Genomic DNA, 19,591 nt, shown 5'->3' on the forward strand with positions numbered 1-19,591 from the left:
TTATGGTTGGGTTATTTTGTAGGACAATTAAAATGGGCTGACAAGGCGTCTTTTTCGGCTATTTTTCGCGTAGATTCTGGCCCAGCACCTTGACTTCCTCACGCAAAGCGATGAGGCCGTCCAGTTCCAGGCCGGAGGCACAAAGCATGGCCTGCGGGATGGCGCGGGCCTTTTCCCTCAGACTTTTGCCTTGCGGAGTCAGGTGGACGCGCACGATGCGCTCGTCCTTTGCATCCCGACCGCGTGTCAGCAGGCCGGCCTTTTCCATGCGTTTAAGCAGGGGGGTGAGGGTGCCGGAATCGAGATGCAAGGGATGGGCGATCTCGTTGACCGAACGGCCATCCTGATCCCACAGCAGCAGCATGACGAGATACTGCGGATAGGTCAGACCCATCGGGTCGAGGTGCGGCTTGTAGGCCTGTGCAAAAGCGTGCGCCGCCGAATAGACGGCGAAGCATATCTGGTTTTCGAGTTTCAGTTCTGGCGGGGAGGTGTCAGGCATTTCGTTCTCGGAAAAATTTATCGATATATAGCGCACAATTTAATTGACATCAAATTGCGCGCAATATAATTGTTCATTATTAAATTTAACCCCAGAGACTAACAAGGAGACTGACAATGACTGAAGCTGTAACCGTTCTTTACACCGCCCACGGCAAGGCCACCGGCGGCCGCGAAGGCACCGCCTCGGCGGGCAATCAAAACCTGAAACTCTCGACACCCAAAGAACTGGGCGGCGCGGGTGGTGACGGCACCAATCCGGAAGAACTGTTCGCCATGGGCTATGCCGCCTGCTTCATCGGCGCGTTGAAAGCTGTGGGCGCCGGCCAGAAGATCGCCGTGCCGGCCGATACCCACATCGAATCGAGCGTTGGCATCGGCAAGATCAGCCACGGTTTCGGCATCACGGTCGAACTGAAGATTTCCCTGCCGGGCCTGGCGCCGGACGTGGCTGATAAATTAATTAGCGACGCCCACCAGGTCTGCCCGTATTCCAATGCCACCCGCGGCAATATCGATGTGAAGCTGTCGCGGGTTTAGGTTAGAGCCTGACCCAGGAATAAAGCCCTCCGGTTCTGCCGGAGGGCTTTTCTTATGCGGTCGGTTTCAGAGGATGATAAATATCGGCGATGATATGCCAGTCGGAGACATTCGGGCCGTCCTTGCGCCAGACGCGGATATAGTAGCCCTGCACGGTGGCATCGTGAGTATCGGTGGCGGCATGTCCCCAGGTGTAACCAAAGTCACCGGCCTTCGAGACGCCCTGGCCTTCGGGCACCCAGGCCAGGCCCTGCGGACGAGTATCGAGGATCGGCAGGCGGGCTTCCAGCGTCTGGGCCGGTGCGCCAGTCTCCTGGCTGACAATGCTCGGCGGCACCAGGAAGCCATTATAGGCCGTGGTGGCGGTTTGCACTGTCAGCGCCTTGTTGAGCGTGATGTCGGCGGCCATCATTTCGCCGGCGGCGGTGCCAGGGTTATCGCTCGTCCCGCGGGGGATGAAGTCTGTATAGGTCGGCTGCTTTGGCGGCAGGGCGTCAACGGGACCACTGCCGGCGCGCGTATCGATCAGCCATTTCCAGGTGCCGTCCGCCTGCTTTTGCCAGACCGTGAAGAACCAGCCGCCTTCAGGATTATCACCATAAGTCCAGCCGCCGAGATCATAGGCCAGGTCGCCGGACGATGAAATGCCGAGCCGCGCCGGCCACCATCTAAGCTGCGAGGGCGGTTCGCTTGGAGTGGCGGCCAGGGCAGCGGCGGTTATGTCGTGCGTGCGTTCCGGCGCGGGACCGAAGGTCAGGGCGTCCGGGGCCGAGTATTCATGGAAGCCGGCATTGAAGCCGTGCTCAAAGGTAAAGGCATCAAAGGCGCGCTCGGCGGCGATGACCTCTTCGGACGGCAGGGGCGGCGGCGCGGGCGGCGCCTTTTTGGCAAAGGCCGGCGCGGCCAATAAGCCGCTGATCAGAATGCCGATGATAACCCGTTTCATGCAGAACCCCCATCTAACCCCATATAGGTATAATGCGCCGCAATATGAGTTTGGCAAGTCCTGAACTGGTGTCTGTTACGGTTTGCGCGCCACCATATCGATGAGGGCCGATTTTCCGCGGTGACCGGGGCCTTCATCAAGTTCCGCCTCGTACGTGCTCAGAGTCAGCATGTCCATGTCAACAAAAGCTTCACGTAACAGCGTCTCGGTGTACAGGTTTTCGATTTCAGAGGGGCCGCCCGTGCGGTATTCGAGCTGTTTCGGGGTATAGCCGTGCAGCAGGATCAGCCCGCCCGGCTTCACCGCGCGTTTCATGCCCTGGAAAATTTCGGCACGAAAATCCGGTGCTGCGAACTGGATGAAGATGGCGACAACGGCATCATAGGCCGCTTCCGGCCAGTCATAGCCCTTAAGGTCGGCCTGGCGTATGTCCATGCTGACGCCGGCTTGTGCCGCCAGGCGGCGAGCCTTGGCCACGCCGTTGGCGGCATAATCCACGGCTTCGACCGCGTGGCCGAGACTGGCGAGATAGACGCCGTTGCGTCCTTCGCCATCGGCCGGCAGGAAAACGCGGCTATGCGGTCGTAAAAGCGGCGCATAGTTGCGAATAAAGGCGCTGGGCGCGGTGCCGAAGAGGTAGTCAGGCGTATCGTAGCGCGTGTTCCAAAAATTCGTCGGTGTCGTCATAAACGCCTCCTGCCGCAGGTTAATCTATAAGGTCCAAACTGCGTTCAAGGGCGGCGATCAGGTCCGGGGCTTCTTCCAGGCCGATCGACAGGCGGATGAGACCGTCGCTGATGCCGGCCGTGGCCAGGGCTTCCGGCGACATGGCGGCGTGGGTCATCGAGGCCGGGTGGACGATCAAACTCTCGATGCCGCCGAGCGATTCCGCCAGCGAAAACAATTCGATATGATCAAAAAGCTGCTTCACTGCTTCAAGTCCGCCGGCCAGTTCGAAGCTCATCATGGCGCCGAAACCGGCCTGCTGCTTTTTCGCCAGGTTGTGCTGGGGATGCGAGGGCAGTCCGGGATAGTGGACAGCCTTGACCTTCGGGTGGGCGTACAGGAATTCGGCCACAGCCTGCGCCGACTGCTGCTGCTGGCGGACGCGGACGAACAGGGTGCGCACGCCGCGTAAGGTCAGGTAGCTGTCGAACGGCGCGGCGGTGGCGCCAACACAATTGGCCCACCAGCGATAGAGCGTCACGTCTTCCGGCGTGGTGCAGACCAGGGCGCCGCCGATCACGTCCGAATGGCCGTTGATATATTTGGTCGTCGAATGGACGACGAAATCGGCGCCGAACTTGATCGGGTTTTGCAGAGCCGGCGACAGGAAAGTGTTGTCCACGGCCACCTTGGCGCCGGCCTTGTGGCCCAGGGCGATCAGCTTTTCCAGGTCGATCAGGCGCATCAGCGGATTGGAGGGCGTCTCCAGCAGGAGCAGGGCGGTCGGCTCGGAAAGGGCCTTTTCAATGGCGGCGTCATCGCCCTGATCGACATAGACGAGATCGATCAGGCCCTGTTTGGCGCGGGCATTGAGCAGGCGCTGGGTGCCGCCATAGCAATCATGCGGTACGACCACGCGGCGATTGCCGGGCAGATCCTGCCAGAGGAGATCAAGCGCCGCCAGTCCGGAGGCGGTCATGACCGCGCCGACGCCGCCTTCGAGTTCGGCAATGACTTCGGCGATGATGTCGCGGTTCGGATTGCCCGACCGGCCATAATCATAGCTGCGCTTCTTGCCGAAGCCTTCGAAGGTGTAGTTGGTCGTCAGGTAAATCGGCGGCATAACCGCGCCGTGCGCCGGGTCAGAGTCGATGCCGATATTGATGACCTTGGTGCCGAGGCCGGCATTTTTCAGATAGTCTTTGGACACGTTAAAGCTCTAGTTTGAAGTCGAGGTGGCGGTGGGTTGAGTAGGGCGAACTGATGCTGCAATTTCCTGTGCCAGCGGGTTATGTTCCTCGCCTTTTATAATCCAGATGTGCAATTCGGAGGGCCAACTATAATCCGTTTGCCATAAGAAACCGCGAATGGTTTGAGTCTGGTCTGACGCAACAACAATACGGCTTCGCTTGCCGATGTCTGGCTTGGCGATCAGTCCTTCATTGTTATTATCAATATTGGCTGCGTTACCAGCATATATGCCGATCAAGGGGGTATTTTTGCAGGTGACGCGTAAAATCGCAAAGTCGAGCTGGGCGTCGCCACCCATCAGATTACACTCTTTTGGCAAGTCAATTGCAAATGCCTCCTTCGCCTCAACGGATTGGCGCATGTCCTTGGCAGGAGGAGGTGAAGAAGGGGGACGGTGCTGACAACTGGCCAATAATAGAAATGCGGTCGCCGGAATCAGGTATGGCGCTTTCATAATTCTCCCCCTCGGTCATTTTAGTGAAGTGCGAACGATTTCAGAAACGAGCTTGATTTCCTTCAGGAAAGCATCGTGGCCATAAAGTGAGGGGAAGTCGATGAAGACGCTGTCGGACAGGGCCTCGGAAAGCGCCTTCATATCTTCGTAAGGCACCAGCCGGTCGGTGGGAACGGCGGCCAGGAAGACCTTGGCCTTGATTTTCGACGGATCGACGCGGTGGCGGTCCAGGCTGTCGGACATCGAGATCCAGCGGTTGACGTCGGTGGCGGTATAGGCGTCACCACGGGCGCGCAGATAGCCGCAGACGACATAGTTGCCGCCGGCCGTTTCCGGCGGCGGGCCGTCGAAGCGTTCGGAAAATTCGGCGTCGGAACGATAGGTGGTCATGGCCAGTTGGCGGGCGAGGGAGATGCCATCCTGCGGCCGGCCGGTCTCTTTTCCGAATTGCAGCAGGCGGCGTTGCAGGCCGCGGAAGGCGGTCGCCATTGGATGGGCACGGTGGGCGGCGGAGATCACGCACAGGCGCTCAACCGCATCCGGATAGAGCTCGGCGAAGGCGAGACCGATCATGGCACCGTAGGAGGCGCCGATAAAGCTGTAAATTTTCTCAACGCCTAACTGGTCGAGCAGCAGCTTTACCAGCCGCGCCTGATCGTGGGTGGTGATGGTATAGACCTGCGAAGCCTGCAGGCGCGGGGCGAACTCGATGGAGAGCACCCGGAAGGTATTGAGATCGAGCGCTTCGCCGGGACCGGCCACGCCTTCCCACCAGCCGGGGGCGGTGTCGGTGGTGTCTTCCTTTGCGAACAGCACGCGGCCGGCCGAAATGCCGCCCGCCGCCACGACCACCGGAGCCTCCTTCGGGCCATAGAGCCGCGCCACCACGTCCGTCTGCTCCAGCTTCATGCCGCTTTGCAGGCGGAAATCGGCGGGAATGGGAGCGGTGATATCGGTGCCGATCAGATCGGGCGCGCTGAAGGTGTGGGCGTTCATGGTGTGTCCGGTCGCTGCAAAACCTCACCGGACCAGACGGGAAAAGACGCCGCGCGGGCGTTGGACTTCCGTCTCATCTGTCAGGGAAATGCGCCCTGTAGGAGTTGGCACCATTCTGCGTTTGCAGCGGTTGCCCCAGCGTCGTTGGGCCTTTCCCTCGGCTGGTCTCGATGAGTAAGCGCCTATATGCGCAAATGCTGCTGTTGCGTCAAGAGGGCTTCATCGGGCGGAATATATTCCGGAGGCAAAAGCTCAGGGTTGCACATGTCGAACGCCTAACATAATGTGCGCGGTATGATAGACCTCAGCAAATTGCAGCGTTTCGGTTTTCCCGCCACAACTTTTCTACTGCCGGAACTTGAAAAGCAGAATATCGAGTGTGGAACGCTCTATCTGAGCGAGACGGCTAAAAAAAAGCCACCAAGAATTACGCATTCAGATAATGCGGCAAAAAATACAATTATCGTATGTTGTCCGCTGGACGCTCCGATTATGCTTCAAGGCTCTGATAATCTCGTTGTTATCATTGGCGCGTCTAATAAGCAGGCGAGAATGGGGCTGAACTTCTGGGGCGACAATGCTATCTTCGCTATAGGTCAGGGCACAACTGTTGGCGGCCTGGAGGCTGAATTTCGTAACGATGACGCCTTGATTATCGGTGCAGATTGCATGATTTCCAAAGGTGTAACTTTTCGCCCCAACGACATGCACCCGGTTTTTGATGAAACTGACCGACAGATTAATAAGTCGGCGCCCATTGTTGTCCGGGACCACGTGTGGATTGGCCAGTCTGTCATGGTGCTAAAGGGAAAGACAATCGAAGCGGGAGCCGTGATAGGGGCCGGTTCTGTCATAACGAAGGATGTTCCGCAAGCGTGCGCGGTTGGGGGAAATCCTGCTAAAATCGTACGAGAGCGCATATATTGGACCCGCGACAGAATACCCACATATAGTGAGCGTCAGGAAGCCAAGAGTTATATTCAGCCAGTTATTGGCGTTGCTGCAACCGGCCGATAATATGTTAGCCCTTTCCGCATTTAATGGGGCTCCGCCGGGCAGACGATGAGTGCTCCCGCTGCCAGTCGGCACCAGCAAAACATGGCAAACTGAGGTTAGTTCGGATTCCAAATCCTGATAGCAAGCTTCCGTCGTATGGTAATAGGTTTTTGTGAGCAGAGTCTCACCAAGACATTTTGGTGCCATTTATCTTCTATGCCGCGGGCTTAGCCGGCCTGAATCGGCGCCATTCGGAGAGGACGATCCCCCCGCAGACCAGGGCCAACGCCACCAGATGGAAGCCATGCAGCGGTTCGCGCAGGATCAGCACAGCCAGGAAGACGCCGAAGATCGGCAGCAGGTTGATGAACAGGCCGGCGCGGTTGGGGCCGATCAGTTCGATGCCGGCGATATAGGTGGCCGAGGCGAGCAGTGCGACGAACAGCGCGGCATAGGCGACGACGCCCCAGCCGGTGGCGTCCGGTGCCGCGAAGGGATGCGTAAACGCGCGCCAGATGATGAAGGGCACGCAGGTCAGGGCGCCGCCGATGCAGGGAATGGCCAAAAGGCTCTGCCAGTGGATCATCGGCTTCCATTTCAGACTGATCGTATAGCCGCCATAGACGAGTATGGCGCCCAGCATCATCATGTCGCCGATATTGAGCTTGAGGTGCAGAAGCTGGTGGATATCGCCGTGGCTGGCGGTGATCAGCACGCCAGCGAAGGTCATGACAAAACCGGTGAGTTGCGCCGCTGTCGCCCTAATGCGGAACAGCAGGAAATTGCCGAGAAAGATGATCAGCGGAATCCCGGCCTGTTCGATCATGACATTGACCGCCGCCGTCTGGGTGAGGGCCGAATAGAGGAGGATATTGAACAGGGCAAATCCGCTGGCGCCATAGCCGAACAAAAGCGGCCAGTGGCGTTTGATCGCCGGCCAGTCGGCTTTCAGATGTTTGACGGACAGGATCGTGATGACGAGGGCGGCGATCGACCAGCGCAGGGTGGTCAGCAGGATCGGGTCGATATGGCCGGCGGCGATCTTGCCCGCCACGCTGTTGCCGGCCCAGATCAGGCTGGTCAGGATGAGAAGGCCATAAGCCCGGAAAAGAACGGCGCGGCTGTGCATGGGGCTGCTTTGCCGTATTGCCGTCCATTGTTCAAGCCCGGTTACGGTTGCGTCCGAAACCAACACTAAGAATCTTAACGCCAAACACGTTTTTTCTTGGCTCCGGCGTCAAAGTCTTATAGCGACCGTGCAAATTGGTCTGAAACGGGTGAATTATGTCTGTCCTGGTCGTTAAGTTCGGTGGGTCTGTGCTGACGAGCGAAAGCGCGCTGCAACGCGCGGTCTCCGAGATTTACCGCTATGTCCGCGACGCCCACAAGGTGATCGCCGTGGTTTCGGCCTTCAAGGGCCAGACCGACCAGCTTCTGCGCCTGGCGGGCAGCTACACGCAGGCCTCCGTATCCTCGGCCACGCCGCACCTGGTGGCGACCGGTGAAATGCGGGCCGCCACGCTTCTGGCCATGGCCTGCGAGCGGTCCGGCATCGTGACGCAGTTCCGTTCGGCCAACGAGATCGGGCTGGTGGCCGATGGCGAACACCTGAACGCCAATCCGGTCTCTATCAAGTCCGAAGTGCTGACCGCCGACTTGGCTAAGGTCGACCTGGTGGTCGTGCCCGGCTATGTGGCGGAAAACGCCGCTGGTGAGCCGGTGCTGCTCGGTCGTGGCGGTTCGGACTTGACGGCTGTTTTCATCGCCAAGTCGCTGGGTGTCACCGCCCGCCTGATCAAGGATGTCGATGCGGTCTACGATGCCGATCCGGCCAATGTCGGTGATTCCGCCAAACCATATGAATCGCTGAACTGGGACGAGGCGCTGAAGATCGCCTTCCCGGTCGTGCAGGGCAAGGCCATGCGCTTCGCCGCCGATAATAACCTGACCGTACAGGTGGCCGGCCTGGCCAAGGGCTATGAAACGACGCTCGGCACCGAAACCGTCTATCGCAAGACCCAGACCCTGAAGCGCCCGATCCGTATTGCCGTGATGGGCGCCGGCGGGGTTGGTTCCAAGTTCCTGGAGCGTTGCCTGGAATGGCCCGAAATGATCGAGGTCGATCGCATCCTGGTTCGCGATGCCTCGAAGCGCCGCGATCATCCGCTGGCGGCGAAATTCACCTCGGATGCCCGGTCGTTCGTGCGCAATGATGTCGATGTGTTCGTCGATATCGGCACCGGGGTATCGCCTTCGGCCGAACTGCTGGAAGGCTTCCTGAAGGCCGGTGTTTCGGTCACCAGCGCCAACAAGCAGGCTGTGGCGGCTTCGGCCGACAAGTTGCGCGCCGCCGCCAAGGCTTCCGGCGCCATGCTGACCTATTCAGCCTCGGTCGGTGGCGGCGCCCCGATCATCGAGGCGCTGAAGCGCGCCGCAGCGGCGGGCCACAAGGTCAAGTCGCTGGCGGGCGTGCTCAACGGCACCTCCAATTTCGTCATCGACCAGGTGGAATCGGGCAAGACCTTCGATGCCGCCATGGATGAGGCCCGTCGTCTCGGGTTCGCCGAACCGGACTCGACTGCCGATCTCGACGGCACCGATGTCGGCGCCAAGCTGAAACTGCTGCGCGAAATCGCCTTTCCCGGCCAGACGCCGAAACATATCGAGGTCGGCCAGATCACCGAGGAGTCGCTGGTCATTCCGAAAGGCAAGGGCCTGCGCTATGTGGCGCGCGCCTATCCGACGGCGAATGGCCTGGAAGGTTCGATGAAGCTGGAAGTGCTGGATGCCGACCACTATCTCGTCGGCGCGCGCGGCGAGCAGAACCGCGCCATTATTGAGCTTGATAACGGTGAGACCTGGTACGTCACCGGCAAGGGCGCCGGCGCCTGGCCAACCTCGGAATCGCTGCTGGCCGATACCCTGCAAATCGCCCGCGAGATGCCCCTGAAATAGTGGAATAATGCAGTGACCCCTGAAGCCTTCAACGCCTTCTGCGCCACCTTGCCCCAATCCACCCATGTGGTGCAGTGGGGCGGGGCGGATGTCTGGAAGGTGGGCGGCAAGGTGTTTGCCATTGCCGGGTTCCTGGAAGATGTCGGGCTGTCGGTCAGTTTCAAGGTGACGCCAATCGGCTACGAGCTACTGAGCGATGCCGAAGGCTGCCGGCCGGCGCCCTATCTGGCTTCGCGCGGCATGAAGTGGATTCAGGCCCGTGGCATTGCGGACGATGACCTGATGGATCATGTGCGCGGGTCTTATGATCTGATCGCCGCGGCCCTGCCAAAAAAGACGAAGCGCGAACTGAGATTTTTATGAACTACAGACACGGCTTCCACGCCGGAAATTTCGCCGATCTCGCCAAGCACGCCGCTATGTTGACCTTGCTGCGTCTGTTGCGGAACAACGAAAAGCCGCTGCTGGTGGTCGATACCCATGCCGGCGCCGGCCATTATGACCTGTCCAATCCCGATTTTGCCCGCTCGAAGGAAGCCGAAGCCGGTATTAAATACCTGATGGGGCGTGATGTACCGGAAAGCCTGAAGCCGCTGGCCGATTATGTCCGGGCCAAGAATGCCAAGGCGGGATTCAAGGGACAGATCGGCATCTATCCCGGTTCGCCGGTGCTGATTCTCGATCATCAGCGCGCCGGCGACCAGTATGTCGGCTGTGAACTGCGAGACGACGATTACCGCCTTCTGCATGACCGCATCGAACCGCGTGGCCAGGCCATCAAGGCCGACGGCTTCAAGGTGGCCCTGCAGACGACAGAAGGCGATGAGGATCTGCTGTATCTGATCGATCCTCCCTTCGAGAAACCGGACGATTACAAACGCATCACCGGGACGGTGCGCAATGTGCTGACCTTGCGGGCGGATGCGCGCTTCCTGATCTGGCTGCCGCTCAAGGACCTGGAAACCTTCGATTCGTGGCTGCGTCATATGGAACGCGAAATCGGCGAAATGGCGCCGATGGCGGTGGCCGAACTGCGCCTGCGCCCGTTGTGGAACCCGATGAAGATGAACGGCTGCGCCCTGGTGACGGTCAATGCACCGGAGGACTTCGCACCGTTATTGACGGCGATCTGCGAAGACGTGGTGGCGACCTTTGGTGAGGCGGACGGTCAGGCGCGCATACGGATTTTGTGATCGCCAAACTTTTGTGATCGCCAATCTTTTTGTGATCGCTCGCCGTATTGGCGATTTATGCCCCCTATGCTATGTTGCGCCGCAATATTCCCCATAACCCAGAGGCCGAGATGTTGAGCATGACCGATTACCCGACGCCGAAATTTCCCGCCACCCCTGAAGAGGTCAAGGCGGCCTCCGAAAAAATGGTGAATTTCTGGGTCGGCGCCCTGTCACCGATGTGGGTGCCCTTCTGGGCCGCCTCCAGCTTCGGCCTGGGCGCCTGGGCGATGACCCAAAGCCTCAGCAAGGGCGAAGGTTTGCTGAAGGACATGCCGCAAATGACCGACCTTGCCGGGAAATGGCCAGGCTTCGGCGTGTGGGGCGGGGCCACGGCCGCTGCGGAACCCGTGGCCAAGGCGGCGGAAAAAGAGGTCACCGCCATGGCTGACGAGGCGGCGGATATGGCGAAAACCACCGTTAAGGCCGCGGCAGAGACGATTGAAAAGGTAGCGGATACGGTCACTGAGATTGCCCCTGAGCCCGAAATCGTCTTTGATCCGGTGATCGAAGCCCCGGTGGCGGTGAGCGAAGCGGTGCTGGAAGCGCCGGCCGTGCTCAAGGCGGCCGCCAAGGTCGAACCCAAGCCGATCGCCAAGGCCGTCTCGGCCGTCAAAAAGCCGACAAAGAAGTCTTAATTCAGGGTTGGCCGGATATCGACCACGATCGGTCGGTGGTCCGATCCGTTATCCGGCCCGACCTTGCGGCGTGACAGGCTGAAATTCCTGCCGGCGAAGGCATTGTCGATGCCGATGCGCAATACGCCCGGCAGTACTGATGGCCATGTGCCAACTGGCGCCGCCATCGGCCTGAAGCCCATGTCGTGCGCGAAATCCTGCAACAGATAGGCGCTTAGGTCAGAGTTGAAGTCCCCGACCATAACGGTATTCGGGCGCTGGTCCGCCGTTATGTCCGCCCGCAAACGCGTCATTTGCGACGACTGGCAGTCATGGGTCTCGATCTTCGGCTGGCAAAGATGCACGACCGCGAGGTGCATCAGGCCCTGGGGCGTGCGGATATCGAGCATGTCGAAGCTGTATTCCGTATCGCCGCGATGGCTCGCCAGGATCGGATAGCGCGAATAGACGACCGTATCGTGGTATTTGTAATGGTACGGATAGCGGCTGTCGACCATCGGCGTGTATTTGGGATCGGTCAGGTTTTCAACCGTGGCGATGATATCCGGTTTCTCTTCGTTGACCCAGTCCAGCAGGCGCTCGGGCGTCTTGTTGTGGATATACAGGTTGGCGAACATCAGCCGCACAGCCGGCACTGTGGCTTGCGCCGGAGCTTGCGTCACGAAGGCTTGCGGTGCCAGGGCCAGCAGCCAGACGCCACTGGCGACTGCGCCGAGCCGCCAGGCGGCTTTTTCCCGGACCAGCCAGAAGGCCACGGTCAGCCCCACCGTCAGCGTCAGAAAGGGCAGGGTAAAGATATCGATGAGATAGAGCGGGGGATAATGAAAGGTCTTGAGGCAGATCAGCCCGCCCGCCAGCGACAGGGCGGATGCGCCGATGCACAGACTTGACCAGCTTGTTCTGAGGACAGTGATCACGCGCATCTGAGTCCAATCGGTATTGACAAAAGCGGTGTCCGCCCCGCTACTGGTTAATAGTGCCAGTCTGTAGCGTCTATATGTGTCGATCCATTGGGGGGCAAGGGCCAGAGCCTTTTCCCAGTTAAATAATCTGAAAAAGGCTCCGGCCTTTTCGTTTGTACGCACTTTTTAATCCAAATAGTGCGGACACTTTTGGGAAAGTGCTCATGTTCGCAAAAACACATGACGAGGTGCGCCGCATCTATGACTCGGTGGATACGGTCAAGCGCCTGTCTGATCGCATCATCGGCATAGGGCCTATCAATATTATCGGCCTGGACGGTATTTTGGCGTGGTTTCCCGGCGTGGCGCCCGTCTATTCGGTGCTGGCCGGCGGGTTTATTCTCCTTCAGGGGCTGCGCGCGCGCTGCGATCCGGTGACCTTGGTCGCCGCCTTTATCGTTCTGGCCATGGATAGCGGCATCAGCGTGTTTGACGGCATTATTCCGGTAATCCCCGCCGGCAGTATCCTCGATACCTTCTTCCAGGGGCACCTTTATGCCGCCCACATGATCCAGAAGGATATCGATAAGACGCTCTATATCGCGGGCAGCGCCTCTCAGGCCCACCGGGATGGCAGCCATCAGGATAATGTCGGCGAGATGCGCGCCATGAAAGGCAAGAAACGGCTTGTCTACCTCGGATAAATAATCCCCGCTGATCGTTACCCCCTCATCCTTCAGACACCTGTCCATTCCTGAAGCAAAGGTGAGACGTGAGCGATACGACACCCCGACTCCAACTGCCGCTGATCGGCGATCACAGCCAGAAGCGCATTGTCATGAACGCCGGCCTGATGCGGCTGGAAAGCCTCGTCCAGGCGCAGGCAATCAGCCGAACCACCAGCGCGCAGCCGGCCAGCCCTGCCGACGGCGACAGCTACATCCTGCCGGCCAGTCCCACGGGGGCTGTGTGGGGCACACTGGCGGCGGGCACGTTCGTTCGCGCTGAAGGGGGCGTCTGGGAAACGGTGACCTTTCCCGAAGGCGCGATCGTCTACATCCGGTCAGAGAGCGTTTTTCTGCTGCGCACGGCCACCGGCTGGACGGCGTTCGAGGACGCGATCAAGGCGCTGTCCAACCTAAACCGCTTAGGCGTGGGCACGACCGCCGATGCCTATAATGTGCTGGCCATGAAAGGCCCGGCGGCGCTGCTCAGCGGCAAGACGGTGGCCGAAGGCGGCAGCGGCGATATTTCGCTGACGATCAACAAGGAGGCCGACGGCAACAGCGCGCAACTCCTCCTGCAAAAAGCGTACAGCACACGCGCCGTTCTGGGCTTGCTGGGTGACAACAATTTCGGGGTGAAGGTCTCGCCGGATGGCAGTTCCTGGCGCGCGGCCCTGACGGTGAATCGCTTCAGCGGCCGGGTGCGTTTCGGTAAGGCCGCTTACAAGACGCCACCCGTCCCCCAGCGCAACTATGTCGCTGGCGCCGCCTGGCTGGCCAGCACCAGCGCCGCCGACAACAGTTGGTACAGCATCTGCTGGGCATCGGAGCTGGGCCTGTTCTGCGCCGTGGCGATTACGGGTACCGGCAACCGGGTCATGACCTCGCCGGACGGCATCACCTGGACGGCGCGCACGAGTGCCGCCGACAACAACTGGATTTCCGTGTGCTGGTCGCCTGAACTGGGCCTGTTTTGTGCGGTGGCCAATTCAGGCACCGGCAACCGGGTCATGACCTCGCCGGACGGCATTGCCTGGACGGCGCGGACCAGTGCCGCCGATAACGACTGGTGCTCGGTGTGCTGGTCGCCGGAACTGGGCCTGTTCTGCGCCGTGGCGATCACCGGCACGGGCAACCGCGTCATGACCTCGCCCAATGGCACGACCTGGACGGTCCGCACCAGTGCGGCCGATAACAGTTGGTACAGCGTCTGCTGGGCCGCGGACCTGGGACTATTCTGCGCGGTAGCCCTTACCGGCACGGGCAACCGGGTCATGACGTCTCCTGACGGCATAAGCTGGACGACGCGCGCCAGCGCGGCAGATAATAACTGGCTGTCGGTGTGCTGGTCGCCGGAGCTGGGTTTATTTTGTGCCCTGGCCAATTCCGGCACAGGCAACCGCATCATGACCTCCCCTGACGGTGTTACCTGGACCACACGCACGAGTGCGGCGGATAACGATTGGCGCGGGCTGTGCTGGTCATCGGAACTGGGGCTCTTTTGCGCTGTTGGCGGCAGCGGCACGGGCAACCGGGTCATGACCTCGTCCGATGGCGTCACCTGGACCCTGCGCACCAGCGCCGCTGATAATAGCTGGCGCGGAGTCTGCTGGTCCACTGAACTGGGCCTGTTCAGTGCGGTCGGTATCAGCGGCACCGGCAACCGCGCCATGACCTCCGTTTCCATGTTCAAATACCCCTACAGGAGCTAAACATATGAAACTCATCGATAACTGGCGCGAAGCCTTGAAAGCCTATTCCACCTGGGCGCTTGGCGCGGTGGTGGCCATCCCCACGATCTGGCTGCAGGTGCCGGACGAACTGAAGGCGCTGATTCCGGCGCAGGGCATGGCTAAGATCACGGTGCTGGTGGCCGTGGCCGGCCTGATCGGACGGTTTGTCGATCAAAAGCATGAAGGGTAACAGGTAGGGGCACCGAAAAGCAGGAAAATGACATCTTCAAGATCTGTGATCGGATGTTAAGGTCGCTTTCGGTGTCATCGTCACGCTGGTTGGCCTCAGTCGTAAGCCTGATCGGGGTGGTGTTCCTGCTGGTGACGAAGGGAGGGGGAGGCGTATAAACGGATTGCGCGAATTCTCTTGAGATAATTTTTATCTGCTGCAATTTATAATTGATTGACGATTGACTCTCATTACTGTTGATATAAATGGCAACAATACCCATCTTGGTTCAGCGGAGCCAATTATACAAAATTGATCCGCAACTTGAACCAAGCGTTCAAGAACAGGCTTATGTTTATGCGATGCCAAGGGCGAAAGATCAATTTCGTGACCGGTTGCCGAGGATCGTTTCAAAGTGGAGGCCGAAGGTTTCGGCTAGTCAACAAGTGGATGAATTGCTTTATGCATTTTGTTCTGGAGAAGATTTGGCTCATGATACAGGAAGGGGGAACGGCGGTGATTTTCACTATATGGAAGTCGCGGTTGAGGGAGTTTGGGAATTCAAAACGGGTGACGTCAGAATTTTCGGCTGGTTCTATAAACGGGATGTTTTCATTATCTCAGACTTAGATGATGCCAATAAAATCAAGAAATTAAACCTCTACGGGCCTTATGCGGATCAATTGCAGCGGGATAGAGACGCGCTTGATTTAGATGACCCCAAATTTTTGGTAAGCAGGAATCCATATGACGTCGTTACAAATTACTATGACTCCTAGCCGTCGTGCCGCTGGTAGGTTTATCGGGAAGGTGCGACGCAGTTTACGAAGGGCTTTGGCAGAAGAGACTGACCAGAACAGTCTCACGCAGGCGGAGCTTGCCCGAAAACTAGGCATCCATAGATCGGTCGTGAACCGTGAGTTCAACAGTTCTAGAGATATTACACTTGGCCGAGTGGCTGAGCTGGCCTGGGCGATGAATCGTGAGATTGATTTTACTCTTAAGAAGCCCTCGGATAGTCAGGGCTCAAATATTGCGGTCACCTCGACACCGGTTACATCACCTACAGCTCAGATGAGGATTGCTCCAGTTACTTTGGGAGCCGTATCCAATGGTCTTAGCTGGAATGAGGCGCCGACTAATTCAAAAATAACGGTTCGGTCCTCCTAAAATGCCACTTTCAGCAATTTCATTTTTCTGCGAGGACGTTCGCAAGGAATTCAACGGCGGTGAGACAATCGTCGGATTAATGTCAGACAATCTTACGGTCGAGGTGCCTTCGGTGGCGCCGCCTACTGGCCATCAGCCCGCGCTGCCAAAAATTTGTGTGTACACGCGTATTAACTTCGATATGAACTCTGTGCCTGATCGTTTGGCGATCGTAATTTTGTTGCCTGATGGGAAGGAGCTTGGCAGAAATGTCATTGCCAAAAGTGTCATCGATCAGGCAGCTTCTGAAATGGGTAGTAATGGGCTGGTCGGAATTAAAGCTGAATTGACGATTGGTAACTTTGTTCTGATTCCGGGCTTATTTAAGGTGATAGTTGAGACTAGTTTTGGCGACTACGTTTCAGGCATATTGAACGTTCACACTTGATTAGGTCCCCCACGGCTCCAGCCCGGCAATGAGCGCCGCGACGGCCAGTCTCAGATACCCCGGCGACGTTCGCTTGTCGGTCTCCCATTGGGCCACGGCGACATTGGTGACGCCGATCGCCGCAGCGAAGGCGACCTGGGACATATTCAGGGCTGCGCGGGCGGATGCGCCGCCCCCGGCCGTAACGGTTGTGAAGTGAAAGAAAGCCCTGCTGGAAACGGTGGGTTTTTTTATTTGGCGCGAAACGATCTGATAACAGCCTGTACGGATTCTGTACCAGTTCTTCTGGTACATTCACGGCCCGTTCTGGTTACTTAGCTGTTACAGAAGGATGATGGTGGGGCCCCAAGTCTTTATAAACAAGGGGCCCCGTGGTGCCACGTGAGAGACTCGAACTCTCGACCTCAGCCTTACCAAGGATGCGCTCTACCACTGAGCTAACGCGGCGGACGGGGACGCAAACGTCACCCGAGGCGGGGGCTATAGCCAAAGTTTCTGAAAAGACAAAGCGAAAAATGCGCTGGCCGGCGCGAAAAATCATCCCGCTTGCAATTAATCCCCGGATTTCTTAAGCCCTGAGCCTCTCGTCCCAAACCGAGCGGCTTTTTTTATGTCTGAAACGCCCAAAGTTCCGAAACGCAAGCTGACCCAGGCAGAGATGCGCGCCGCGCGCCTGCAGGCGGCCCTGCGCGACAATCTGCGCCGCCGCAAGGCCGCTTCTGCCGCCCCTGACGAGCAACCCGCCGCCGATAACGAAAAAGGGAAGCAAAACGAGTCCTAAAAGCGCAAGCATGTATTGCGCACGGCTTAATGTCATGTAGAACCGCGTATTCGCCGCTTTGGCGCCAAGGTTCGAGTTACAGGCCGGTTCATGGATCGCATTGCTATCGAGGGGGGCACCCCTCTTTTCGGAGACATTCCCGTTTCGGGCGCAAAGAATTCCGCCATCAAGCTGATGGCCGCGTCCCTGCTGACCTCCGAACCGGTGCGCCTGACCAATATGCCGCGCCTGGCTGATACCCGCCTGCTGGGGCGACTGCTGACGCGCTTCGGCACCCAGATCACCGAATCGGATGGCGCGGACGGCCAGGAAACCCTGCTGCACACGCCGGAAATCACCTCGGCCTTCGCGCCCTATGACCTGGTGCGCCAGATGCGTGCCTCTTTCAATGTGCTGGGGCCTTTGATCGCCCGCACCGGCCACGCCAAGGTTAGCTTACCCGGCGGCTGCACCATCGGCGCCCGCCCGGTTGACCTGCATTTGAAGGCACTCGAAGCCCTGGGCGCCCATATCGACATGCACGAAGGCTATGTCTTTGCCCAGGCGCCGCGCGGCCTGAAGGGCGCCGAGATCGAGTTCCCGTTCGTCTCGGTCGGTGCCACCGAGCACGCCCTGATGGCCGCCGTGCTGGCCCACGGCACCACGGTGCTGAAAAACGCCGCCTGTGAACCGGAAATCTCCGACCTGGCGGAATGCCTGAACGCCATGGGCGCCAAGGTCTCCGGCCACGGCACCACCACCATCGTCGTGGAAGGCGTCACCAGCCTGCACGGCACGGACTGGTCGGTGATCTGCGATCGTATCGAAGCCGGCACCTATGCCGTGGCCGGCGCCATGGCCGGCGGCGAGGTCCGCCTGACCAAGGTGCGCCCCGAACTCATCTCCATTCTGCTCGACAAGCTGGTCGAGGCCGGCTGCGAGGTCCATCGCGGCTTCGATACCGTGACCATCAAGCGCTCCGGTGCCATCAGGCCGGTTGACGTGACCACAGATGTCTATCCCGGTTTCGCCACCGATCTCCAGGCGCAGTTCATGGCCCTGATGACCCTGGCCACGGGCGAGAGCGTGATCAAGGAGACCATCTTCGAGAACCGCTTCATGCATGTGCCGGAACTGGGGCGCCTTGGTGCCGATATCCGTGTCACCGGCAGCGAGGCGCGCGTGCATGGTGTGGCCGAACTGCGCGGCGCCCAGGTCATGGCCACCGACCTGCGCGCCTCGGCCTGTCTGGTGATCGCCGGACTGGCGGCGCGCGGTGAAACGATCGTCAATCGCGTCTATCACCTCGATCGTGGCTTTGAAAATCTCGAAGGCAAGCTGTCGGCCTGCGGCGCGAAGATTCGCCGCATCAAGGGCGACACGCCGGTCATGGAAGACGAATAGATGGGGCTTTTCGGGCTAGGAAAGGCGCCGGCAAAGCCCTTGCGCCTGATGGCGCAGGAAACCGACGACCTGCCGGCCATTTCGGCCCTGGTGCAGGATGCCGCCCTGCGCGCCGGCGATCTCAGCTATGATCCGGCCGGCCGTCACTTCACCCTGCGCATGAACCGTTTCTGCCATGAGGCCGGAAAGGGCGTCCCGCTGCGCGCGCCGAGCGTCTTGCGGATTTCGGGCGTGACGGCGGTTAAAATGCGCGGGCTTGATATCAAACAGGCGAACCTGCCGCTGAGCCTGCTCGATATCGCGGTCGAACCCCTGGAAGCGCCCGCTGTGGCCCTGACCCTGCGTTTCGCCGGCGCGAGCCATCGGGACATCCGCATTGAAGCCGAGTGCATCGACGTGCTTCTGTTCGACCTGGCGGCCCCGCGCCGCGCCCGCAGTACGCCGGAGCATTTCTGACGCATCGGGACTTGATCTTGCCAAATCAGGGGCAATCATGCTCATCCTGCTTTGGGACCGAAAGTGAGACAATTGCCATGCGTATCGCCCGAATCGACATTGATGAAGCCTCCTTGAGCGCACCTTCCGACCAGGTGGAGCACGAGCGCAAGGTCGCCATGTTCGACCTGATCGAGAAGAACAGCTTCGTGCCCGAAGGGGCGGCGGAAGGGCAAGGGCCTTTTGACCTGCGGCTGGCTCTGGAAGACAACCGGCTGGTTTTCGATATCACCGGGCCGGACTTCGCCCGCAAGATCATGCTGTCGCTGGCGCCTTTCAAGACCATGCTGCGTGACTACCGCATGATCTGTGAAAGCTATTACGAAGCGCTCAAGAACGCCACGCCGGCGCAGATCGAGTCGATCGACATGGGCCGCCGCGGCGTCCATAACGAAGGCGCCGAACTGCTGGCCGAGCGCCTCAGGGGCAAGGTGGCCATCGATCATGAAACGGCGCGCCGCCTCTTTACGCTGGTCAATGCACTGGTGCGGATCTGAGTCGGCAAATTTTTCCTATCTTTATGATTTTATTACATTTATTTTATTCATCTTCGTTCAGCAACAGGGCGTGAATCCGGCCAAAAGCGGCCATATATCACGCCGTTCGCCTTAATCGGGGCGGAAGGGTGACC

The 19,591-nt window shown here is 59.2% G+C and carries 25 protein-coding genes, 1 tRNA gene and 1 riboswitch; of the genes, 16 read left to right on the forward strand and 10 right to left on the reverse strand.

Annotated elements, in window-relative coordinates; all coding sequences use genetic code 11:
- Window positions 1–58: 58 nt before the first annotated feature.
- A complete protein-coding gene (locus ACTHND_RS03350; protein WP_440175884.1) occupies window positions 59–502 on the reverse strand; it encodes a MarR family winged helix-turn-helix transcriptional regulator in 444 nt (147 codons plus the stop codon).
- 116 nt (window positions 503–618) lie between these two features.
- Here ACTHND_RS03350 and ACTHND_RS03355 point away from each other — a divergent pair, with 116 nt between their 5' ends.
- Complete coding sequence (locus ACTHND_RS03355) at window positions 619–1,041, forward strand: organic hydroperoxide resistance protein (protein WP_440175885.1); 423 nt, start codon at window positions 619–621, stop codon at window positions 1,039–1,041.
- A 52-nt stretch (window positions 1,042–1,093) separates the two neighbouring features.
- Here the strand turns inward: ACTHND_RS03355 and ACTHND_RS03360 are convergent, their stop codons facing one another.
- From ACTHND_RS03360 to metX, 5 genes are all read right to left on the reverse strand, one after another.
- Window positions 1,094–1,987 carry a DUF4440 domain-containing protein gene (locus ACTHND_RS03360; protein ID WP_440175887.1) on the reverse strand — a complete coding sequence of 298 codons (894 nt, stop codon included), beginning with the start codon at window positions 1,985–1,987 and terminating at the stop codon, window positions 1,094–1,096.
- A 75-nt stretch (window positions 1,988–2,062) separates the two neighbouring features.
- Window positions 2,063–2,674, reverse strand: coding sequence for an SAM-dependent methyltransferase (locus ACTHND_RS03365; RefSeq protein ID WP_440175888.1), 612 nt, complete (start codon window positions 2,672–2,674; stop codon window positions 2,063–2,065).
- 19 nt (window positions 2,675–2,693) lie between these two features.
- Window positions 2,694–3,863, reverse strand: a complete 1,170-nt coding sequence (metB, locus tag ACTHND_RS03370) for a cystathionine gamma-synthase (protein WP_440175889.1) — start codon at window positions 3,861–3,863, stop codon at window positions 2,694–2,696.
- 9 nt (window positions 3,864–3,872) lie between these two features.
- On the reverse strand, window positions 3,873–4,358 hold the full coding sequence (locus ACTHND_RS03375) for a hypothetical protein (RefSeq protein WP_440175890.1): 486 nt from the start codon (window positions 4,356–4,358) through the stop codon (window positions 3,873–3,875).
- Between the two features lie 15 nt (window positions 4,359–4,373).
- A complete protein-coding gene (metX, locus tag ACTHND_RS03380) occupies window positions 4,374–5,354 on the reverse strand; it encodes a homoserine O-succinyltransferase MetX (protein ID WP_440175891.1) in 981 nt (326 codons plus the stop codon).
- A gap of 70 nt (window positions 5,355–5,424) precedes the next feature.
- A riboswitch (SAM riboswitch) is annotated at window positions 5,425–5,531 on the reverse strand.
- A gap of 117 nt (window positions 5,532–5,648) precedes the next feature.
- On the opposite strand from metX, the gene ACTHND_RS03385 reads away from it, so the two are divergent.
- Window positions 5,649–6,371, forward strand: coding sequence for an acyltransferase (locus ACTHND_RS03385; protein ID WP_440175892.1), 723 nt, complete (start codon window positions 5,649–5,651; stop codon window positions 6,369–6,371).
- A gap of 193 nt (window positions 6,372–6,564) precedes the next feature.
- On the opposite strand, the gene ACTHND_RS03390 is transcribed toward ACTHND_RS03385, so the two are convergent.
- Window positions 6,565–7,479 (reverse strand): DMT family transporter, encoded by a 915-nt coding sequence (locus ACTHND_RS03390; protein WP_440175893.1) that lies wholly within the window; start codon window positions 7,477–7,479, stop codon window positions 6,565–6,567.
- A gap of 155 nt (window positions 7,480–7,634) precedes the next feature.
- Between ACTHND_RS03390 and ACTHND_RS03395 the strand changes: the two genes are divergently transcribed.
- The 4 genes from ACTHND_RS03395 (at window position 7,635) to ACTHND_RS03410 (ending at window position 11,175) form a co-directional block, all read left to right on the forward strand.
- A complete protein-coding gene (locus ACTHND_RS03395) occupies window positions 7,635–9,305 on the forward strand; it encodes an amino acid kinase family protein (protein WP_440175894.1) in 1,671 nt (556 codons plus the stop codon).
- Between the two features lie 12 nt (window positions 9,306–9,317).
- Window positions 9,318–9,668 carry an MmcQ/YjbR family DNA-binding protein gene (locus tag ACTHND_RS03400; protein ID WP_440175895.1) on the forward strand — a complete coding sequence of 117 codons (351 nt, stop codon included), beginning with the start codon at window positions 9,318–9,320 and terminating at the stop codon, window positions 9,666–9,668.
- Window positions 9,665–10,498 (forward strand): 23S rRNA (adenine(2030)-N(6))-methyltransferase RlmJ, encoded by an 834-nt coding sequence (gene rlmJ, locus ACTHND_RS03405; RefSeq protein WP_440175896.1) that lies wholly within the window; start codon window positions 9,665–9,667, stop codon window positions 10,496–10,498. Before ACTHND_RS03400 ends, rlmJ begins: the two co-directional genes overlap by 4 nt.
- Window positions 10,499–10,617: 119 nt before the next feature.
- Entirely contained in the window at window positions 10,618–11,175 is a 558-nt protein-coding gene (locus ACTHND_RS03410; protein ID WP_440175897.1) for a hypothetical protein, read from the forward strand.
- Here the strand turns inward: ACTHND_RS03410 and ACTHND_RS03415 are convergent.
- Entirely contained in the window at window positions 11,172–12,092 is a 921-nt protein-coding gene (locus ACTHND_RS03415; RefSeq protein ID WP_440175898.1) for an endonuclease/exonuclease/phosphatase family protein, read from the reverse strand. The two genes, ACTHND_RS03410 and ACTHND_RS03415, sit on opposite strands and share 4 nt — an antisense overlap.
- A 209-nt stretch (window positions 12,093–12,301) precedes the next feature.
- On the opposite strand from ACTHND_RS03415, the gene ACTHND_RS03420 reads away from it, so the two are divergent.
- The 6 genes from ACTHND_RS03420 to ACTHND_RS03445 all read left to right on the forward strand — a co-directional run bounded on the left by ACTHND_RS03420 (window position 12,302) and on the right by ACTHND_RS03445 (window position 16,301).
- Complete coding sequence (locus tag ACTHND_RS03420) at window positions 12,302–12,781, forward strand: DUF4112 domain-containing protein (protein WP_440175899.1); 480 nt, start codon at window positions 12,302–12,304, stop codon at window positions 12,779–12,781.
- 68 nt (window positions 12,782–12,849) lie between these two features.
- A complete protein-coding gene (locus ACTHND_RS03425; protein WP_440175900.1) occupies window positions 12,850–14,514 on the forward strand; it encodes a DUF2793 domain-containing protein in 1,665 nt (554 codons plus the stop codon).
- Between the two features lie 4 nt (window positions 14,515–14,518).
- A complete protein-coding gene (locus ACTHND_RS03430) occupies window positions 14,519–14,725 on the forward strand; it encodes a hypothetical protein (RefSeq protein ID WP_440175901.1) in 207 nt (68 codons plus the stop codon).
- Window positions 14,726–14,970: 245 nt separating this feature from the next.
- Entirely contained in the window at window positions 14,971–15,483 is a 513-nt protein-coding gene (locus ACTHND_RS03435) for a hypothetical protein (protein ID WP_440175902.1), read from the forward strand.
- Window positions 15,473–15,874 (forward strand): helix-turn-helix domain-containing protein, encoded by a 402-nt coding sequence (locus ACTHND_RS03440; protein ID WP_440175938.1) that lies wholly within the window; start codon window positions 15,473–15,475, stop codon window positions 15,872–15,874. Before ACTHND_RS03435 ends, ACTHND_RS03440 begins: the two co-directional genes overlap by 11 nt.
- Window position 15,875: 1 nt before the next feature.
- Window positions 15,876–16,301 (forward strand): hypothetical protein, encoded by a 426-nt coding sequence (locus ACTHND_RS03445; protein ID WP_440175903.1) that lies wholly within the window; start codon window positions 15,876–15,878, stop codon window positions 16,299–16,301.
- Here the strand turns inward: ACTHND_RS03445 and ACTHND_RS03450 are convergent, their stop codons facing one another.
- Together ACTHND_RS03450 and ACTHND_RS03455 are read right to left on the reverse strand one after the other, a co-directional pair.
- Complete coding sequence (locus ACTHND_RS03450) at window positions 16,302–16,595, reverse strand: helix-turn-helix domain-containing protein (RefSeq protein ID WP_440175904.1); 294 nt, start codon at window positions 16,593–16,595, stop codon at window positions 16,302–16,304.
- Between the two features lie 78 nt (window positions 16,596–16,673).
- Window positions 16,674–16,748, reverse strand: a tRNA-Thr gene (locus tag ACTHND_RS03455).
- 163 nt (window positions 16,749–16,911) lie between these two features.
- Between ACTHND_RS03455 and ACTHND_RS03460 the strand changes: the two genes are divergently transcribed.
- The 4 genes from ACTHND_RS03460 (at window position 16,912) to ACTHND_RS03475 (ending at window position 19,457) form a co-directional block, all read left to right on the forward strand.
- Complete coding sequence (locus tag ACTHND_RS03460; protein ID WP_440175905.1) at window positions 16,912–17,082, forward strand: hypothetical protein; 171 nt, start codon at window positions 16,912–16,914, stop codon at window positions 17,080–17,082.
- A 90-nt stretch (window positions 17,083–17,172) separates the two neighbouring features.
- On the forward strand, window positions 17,173–18,465 hold the full coding sequence (gene murA / locus ACTHND_RS03465; RefSeq protein ID WP_440175906.1) for a UDP-N-acetylglucosamine 1-carboxyvinyltransferase: 1,293 nt from the start codon (window positions 17,173–17,175) through the stop codon (window positions 18,463–18,465).
- Window positions 18,466–18,921, forward strand: coding sequence for a DUF2948 family protein (locus ACTHND_RS03470; protein ID WP_440175907.1), 456 nt, complete (start codon window positions 18,466–18,468; stop codon window positions 18,919–18,921).
- A 77-nt stretch (window positions 18,922–18,998) separates the two neighbouring features.
- Window positions 18,999–19,457, forward strand: a complete 459-nt coding sequence (locus ACTHND_RS03475) for a UPF0262 family protein (protein ID WP_440175908.1) — start codon at window positions 18,999–19,001, stop codon at window positions 19,455–19,457.
- Window positions 19,458–19,591 lie beyond the last annotated feature (134 nt).

It is taken from the genome of Asticcacaulis sp., from assembly GCF_051954415.1.
Taxonomy (GTDB): domain Bacteria; phylum Pseudomonadota; class Alphaproteobacteria; order Caulobacterales; family Caulobacteraceae; genus Asticcacaulis.

Coding starts and splice junctions, on each gene's coding strand:
- metX (WP_440175891.1), bottom strand. CDS start 5,354: ATGAACGCCCACACCTTCAGCGCGCCCGATCTGATCGGCACCGATATC.
- rlmJ (WP_440175896.1), top strand. CDS start 9,665: ATGAACTACAGACACGGCTTCCACGCCGGAAATTTCGCCGATCTCGCC.
- ACTHND_RS03385 (WP_440175892.1), top strand. CDS start 5,649: ATGATAGACCTCAGCAAATTGCAGCGTTTCGGTTTTCCCGCCACAACT.
- ACTHND_RS03440 (WP_440175938.1), top strand. CDS start 15,473: ATGACTCCTAGCCGTCGTGCCGCTGGTAGGTTTATCGGGAAGGTGCGA.
- ACTHND_RS03475 (WP_440175908.1), top strand. CDS start 18,999: ATGCGTATCGCCCGAATCGACATTGATGAAGCCTCCTTGAGCGCACCT.
- ACTHND_RS03420 (WP_440175899.1), top strand. CDS start 12,302: ATGTTCGCAAAAACACATGACGAGGTGCGCCGCATCTATGACTCGGTG.
- ACTHND_RS03470 (WP_440175907.1), top strand. CDS start 18,466: ATGGGGCTTTTCGGGCTAGGAAAGGCGCCGGCAAAGCCCTTGCGCCTG.
- ACTHND_RS03395 (WP_440175894.1), top strand. CDS start 7,635: ATGTCTGTCCTGGTCGTTAAGTTCGGTGGGTCTGTGCTGACGAGCGAA.
- ACTHND_RS03450 (WP_440175904.1), bottom strand. CDS start 16,595: ATGTACCAGAAGAACTGGTACAGAATCCGTACAGGCTGTTATCAGATC.
- ACTHND_RS03355 (WP_440175885.1), top strand. CDS start 619: ATGACTGAAGCTGTAACCGTTCTTTACACCGCCCACGGCAAGGCCACC.
- ACTHND_RS03435 (WP_440175902.1), top strand. CDS start 14,971: ATGGCAACAATACCCATCTTGGTTCAGCGGAGCCAATTATACAAAATT.
- ACTHND_RS03365 (WP_440175888.1), bottom strand. CDS start 2,674: ATGACGACACCGACGAATTTTTGGAACACGCGCTACGATACGCCTGAC.
- ACTHND_RS03430 (WP_440175901.1), top strand. CDS start 14,519: ATGAAACTCATCGATAACTGGCGCGAAGCCTTGAAAGCCTATTCCACC.
- ACTHND_RS03460 (WP_440175905.1), top strand. CDS start 16,912: ATGTCTGAAACGCCCAAAGTTCCGAAACGCAAGCTGACCCAGGCAGAG.
- ACTHND_RS03390 (WP_440175893.1), bottom strand. CDS start 7,479: ATGCACAGCCGCGCCGTTCTTTTCCGGGCTTATGGCCTTCTCATCCTG.
- ACTHND_RS03375 (WP_440175890.1), bottom strand. CDS start 4,358: ATGAAAGCGCCATACCTGATTCCGGCGACCGCATTTCTATTATTGGCC.
- ACTHND_RS03350 (WP_440175884.1), bottom strand. CDS start 502: ATGCCTGACACCTCCCCGCCAGAACTGAAACTCGAAAACCAGATATGC.
- murA (WP_440175906.1), top strand. CDS start 17,173: ATGGATCGCATTGCTATCGAGGGGGGCACCCCTCTTTTCGGAGACATT.
- ACTHND_RS03360 (WP_440175887.1), bottom strand. CDS start 1,987: ATGAAACGGGTTATCATCGGCATTCTGATCAGCGGCTTATTGGCCGCG.
- ACTHND_RS03445 (WP_440175903.1), top strand. CDS start 15,876: ATGCCACTTTCAGCAATTTCATTTTTCTGCGAGGACGTTCGCAAGGAA.
- ACTHND_RS03410 (WP_440175897.1), top strand. CDS start 10,618: ATGACCGATTACCCGACGCCGAAATTTCCCGCCACCCCTGAAGAGGTC.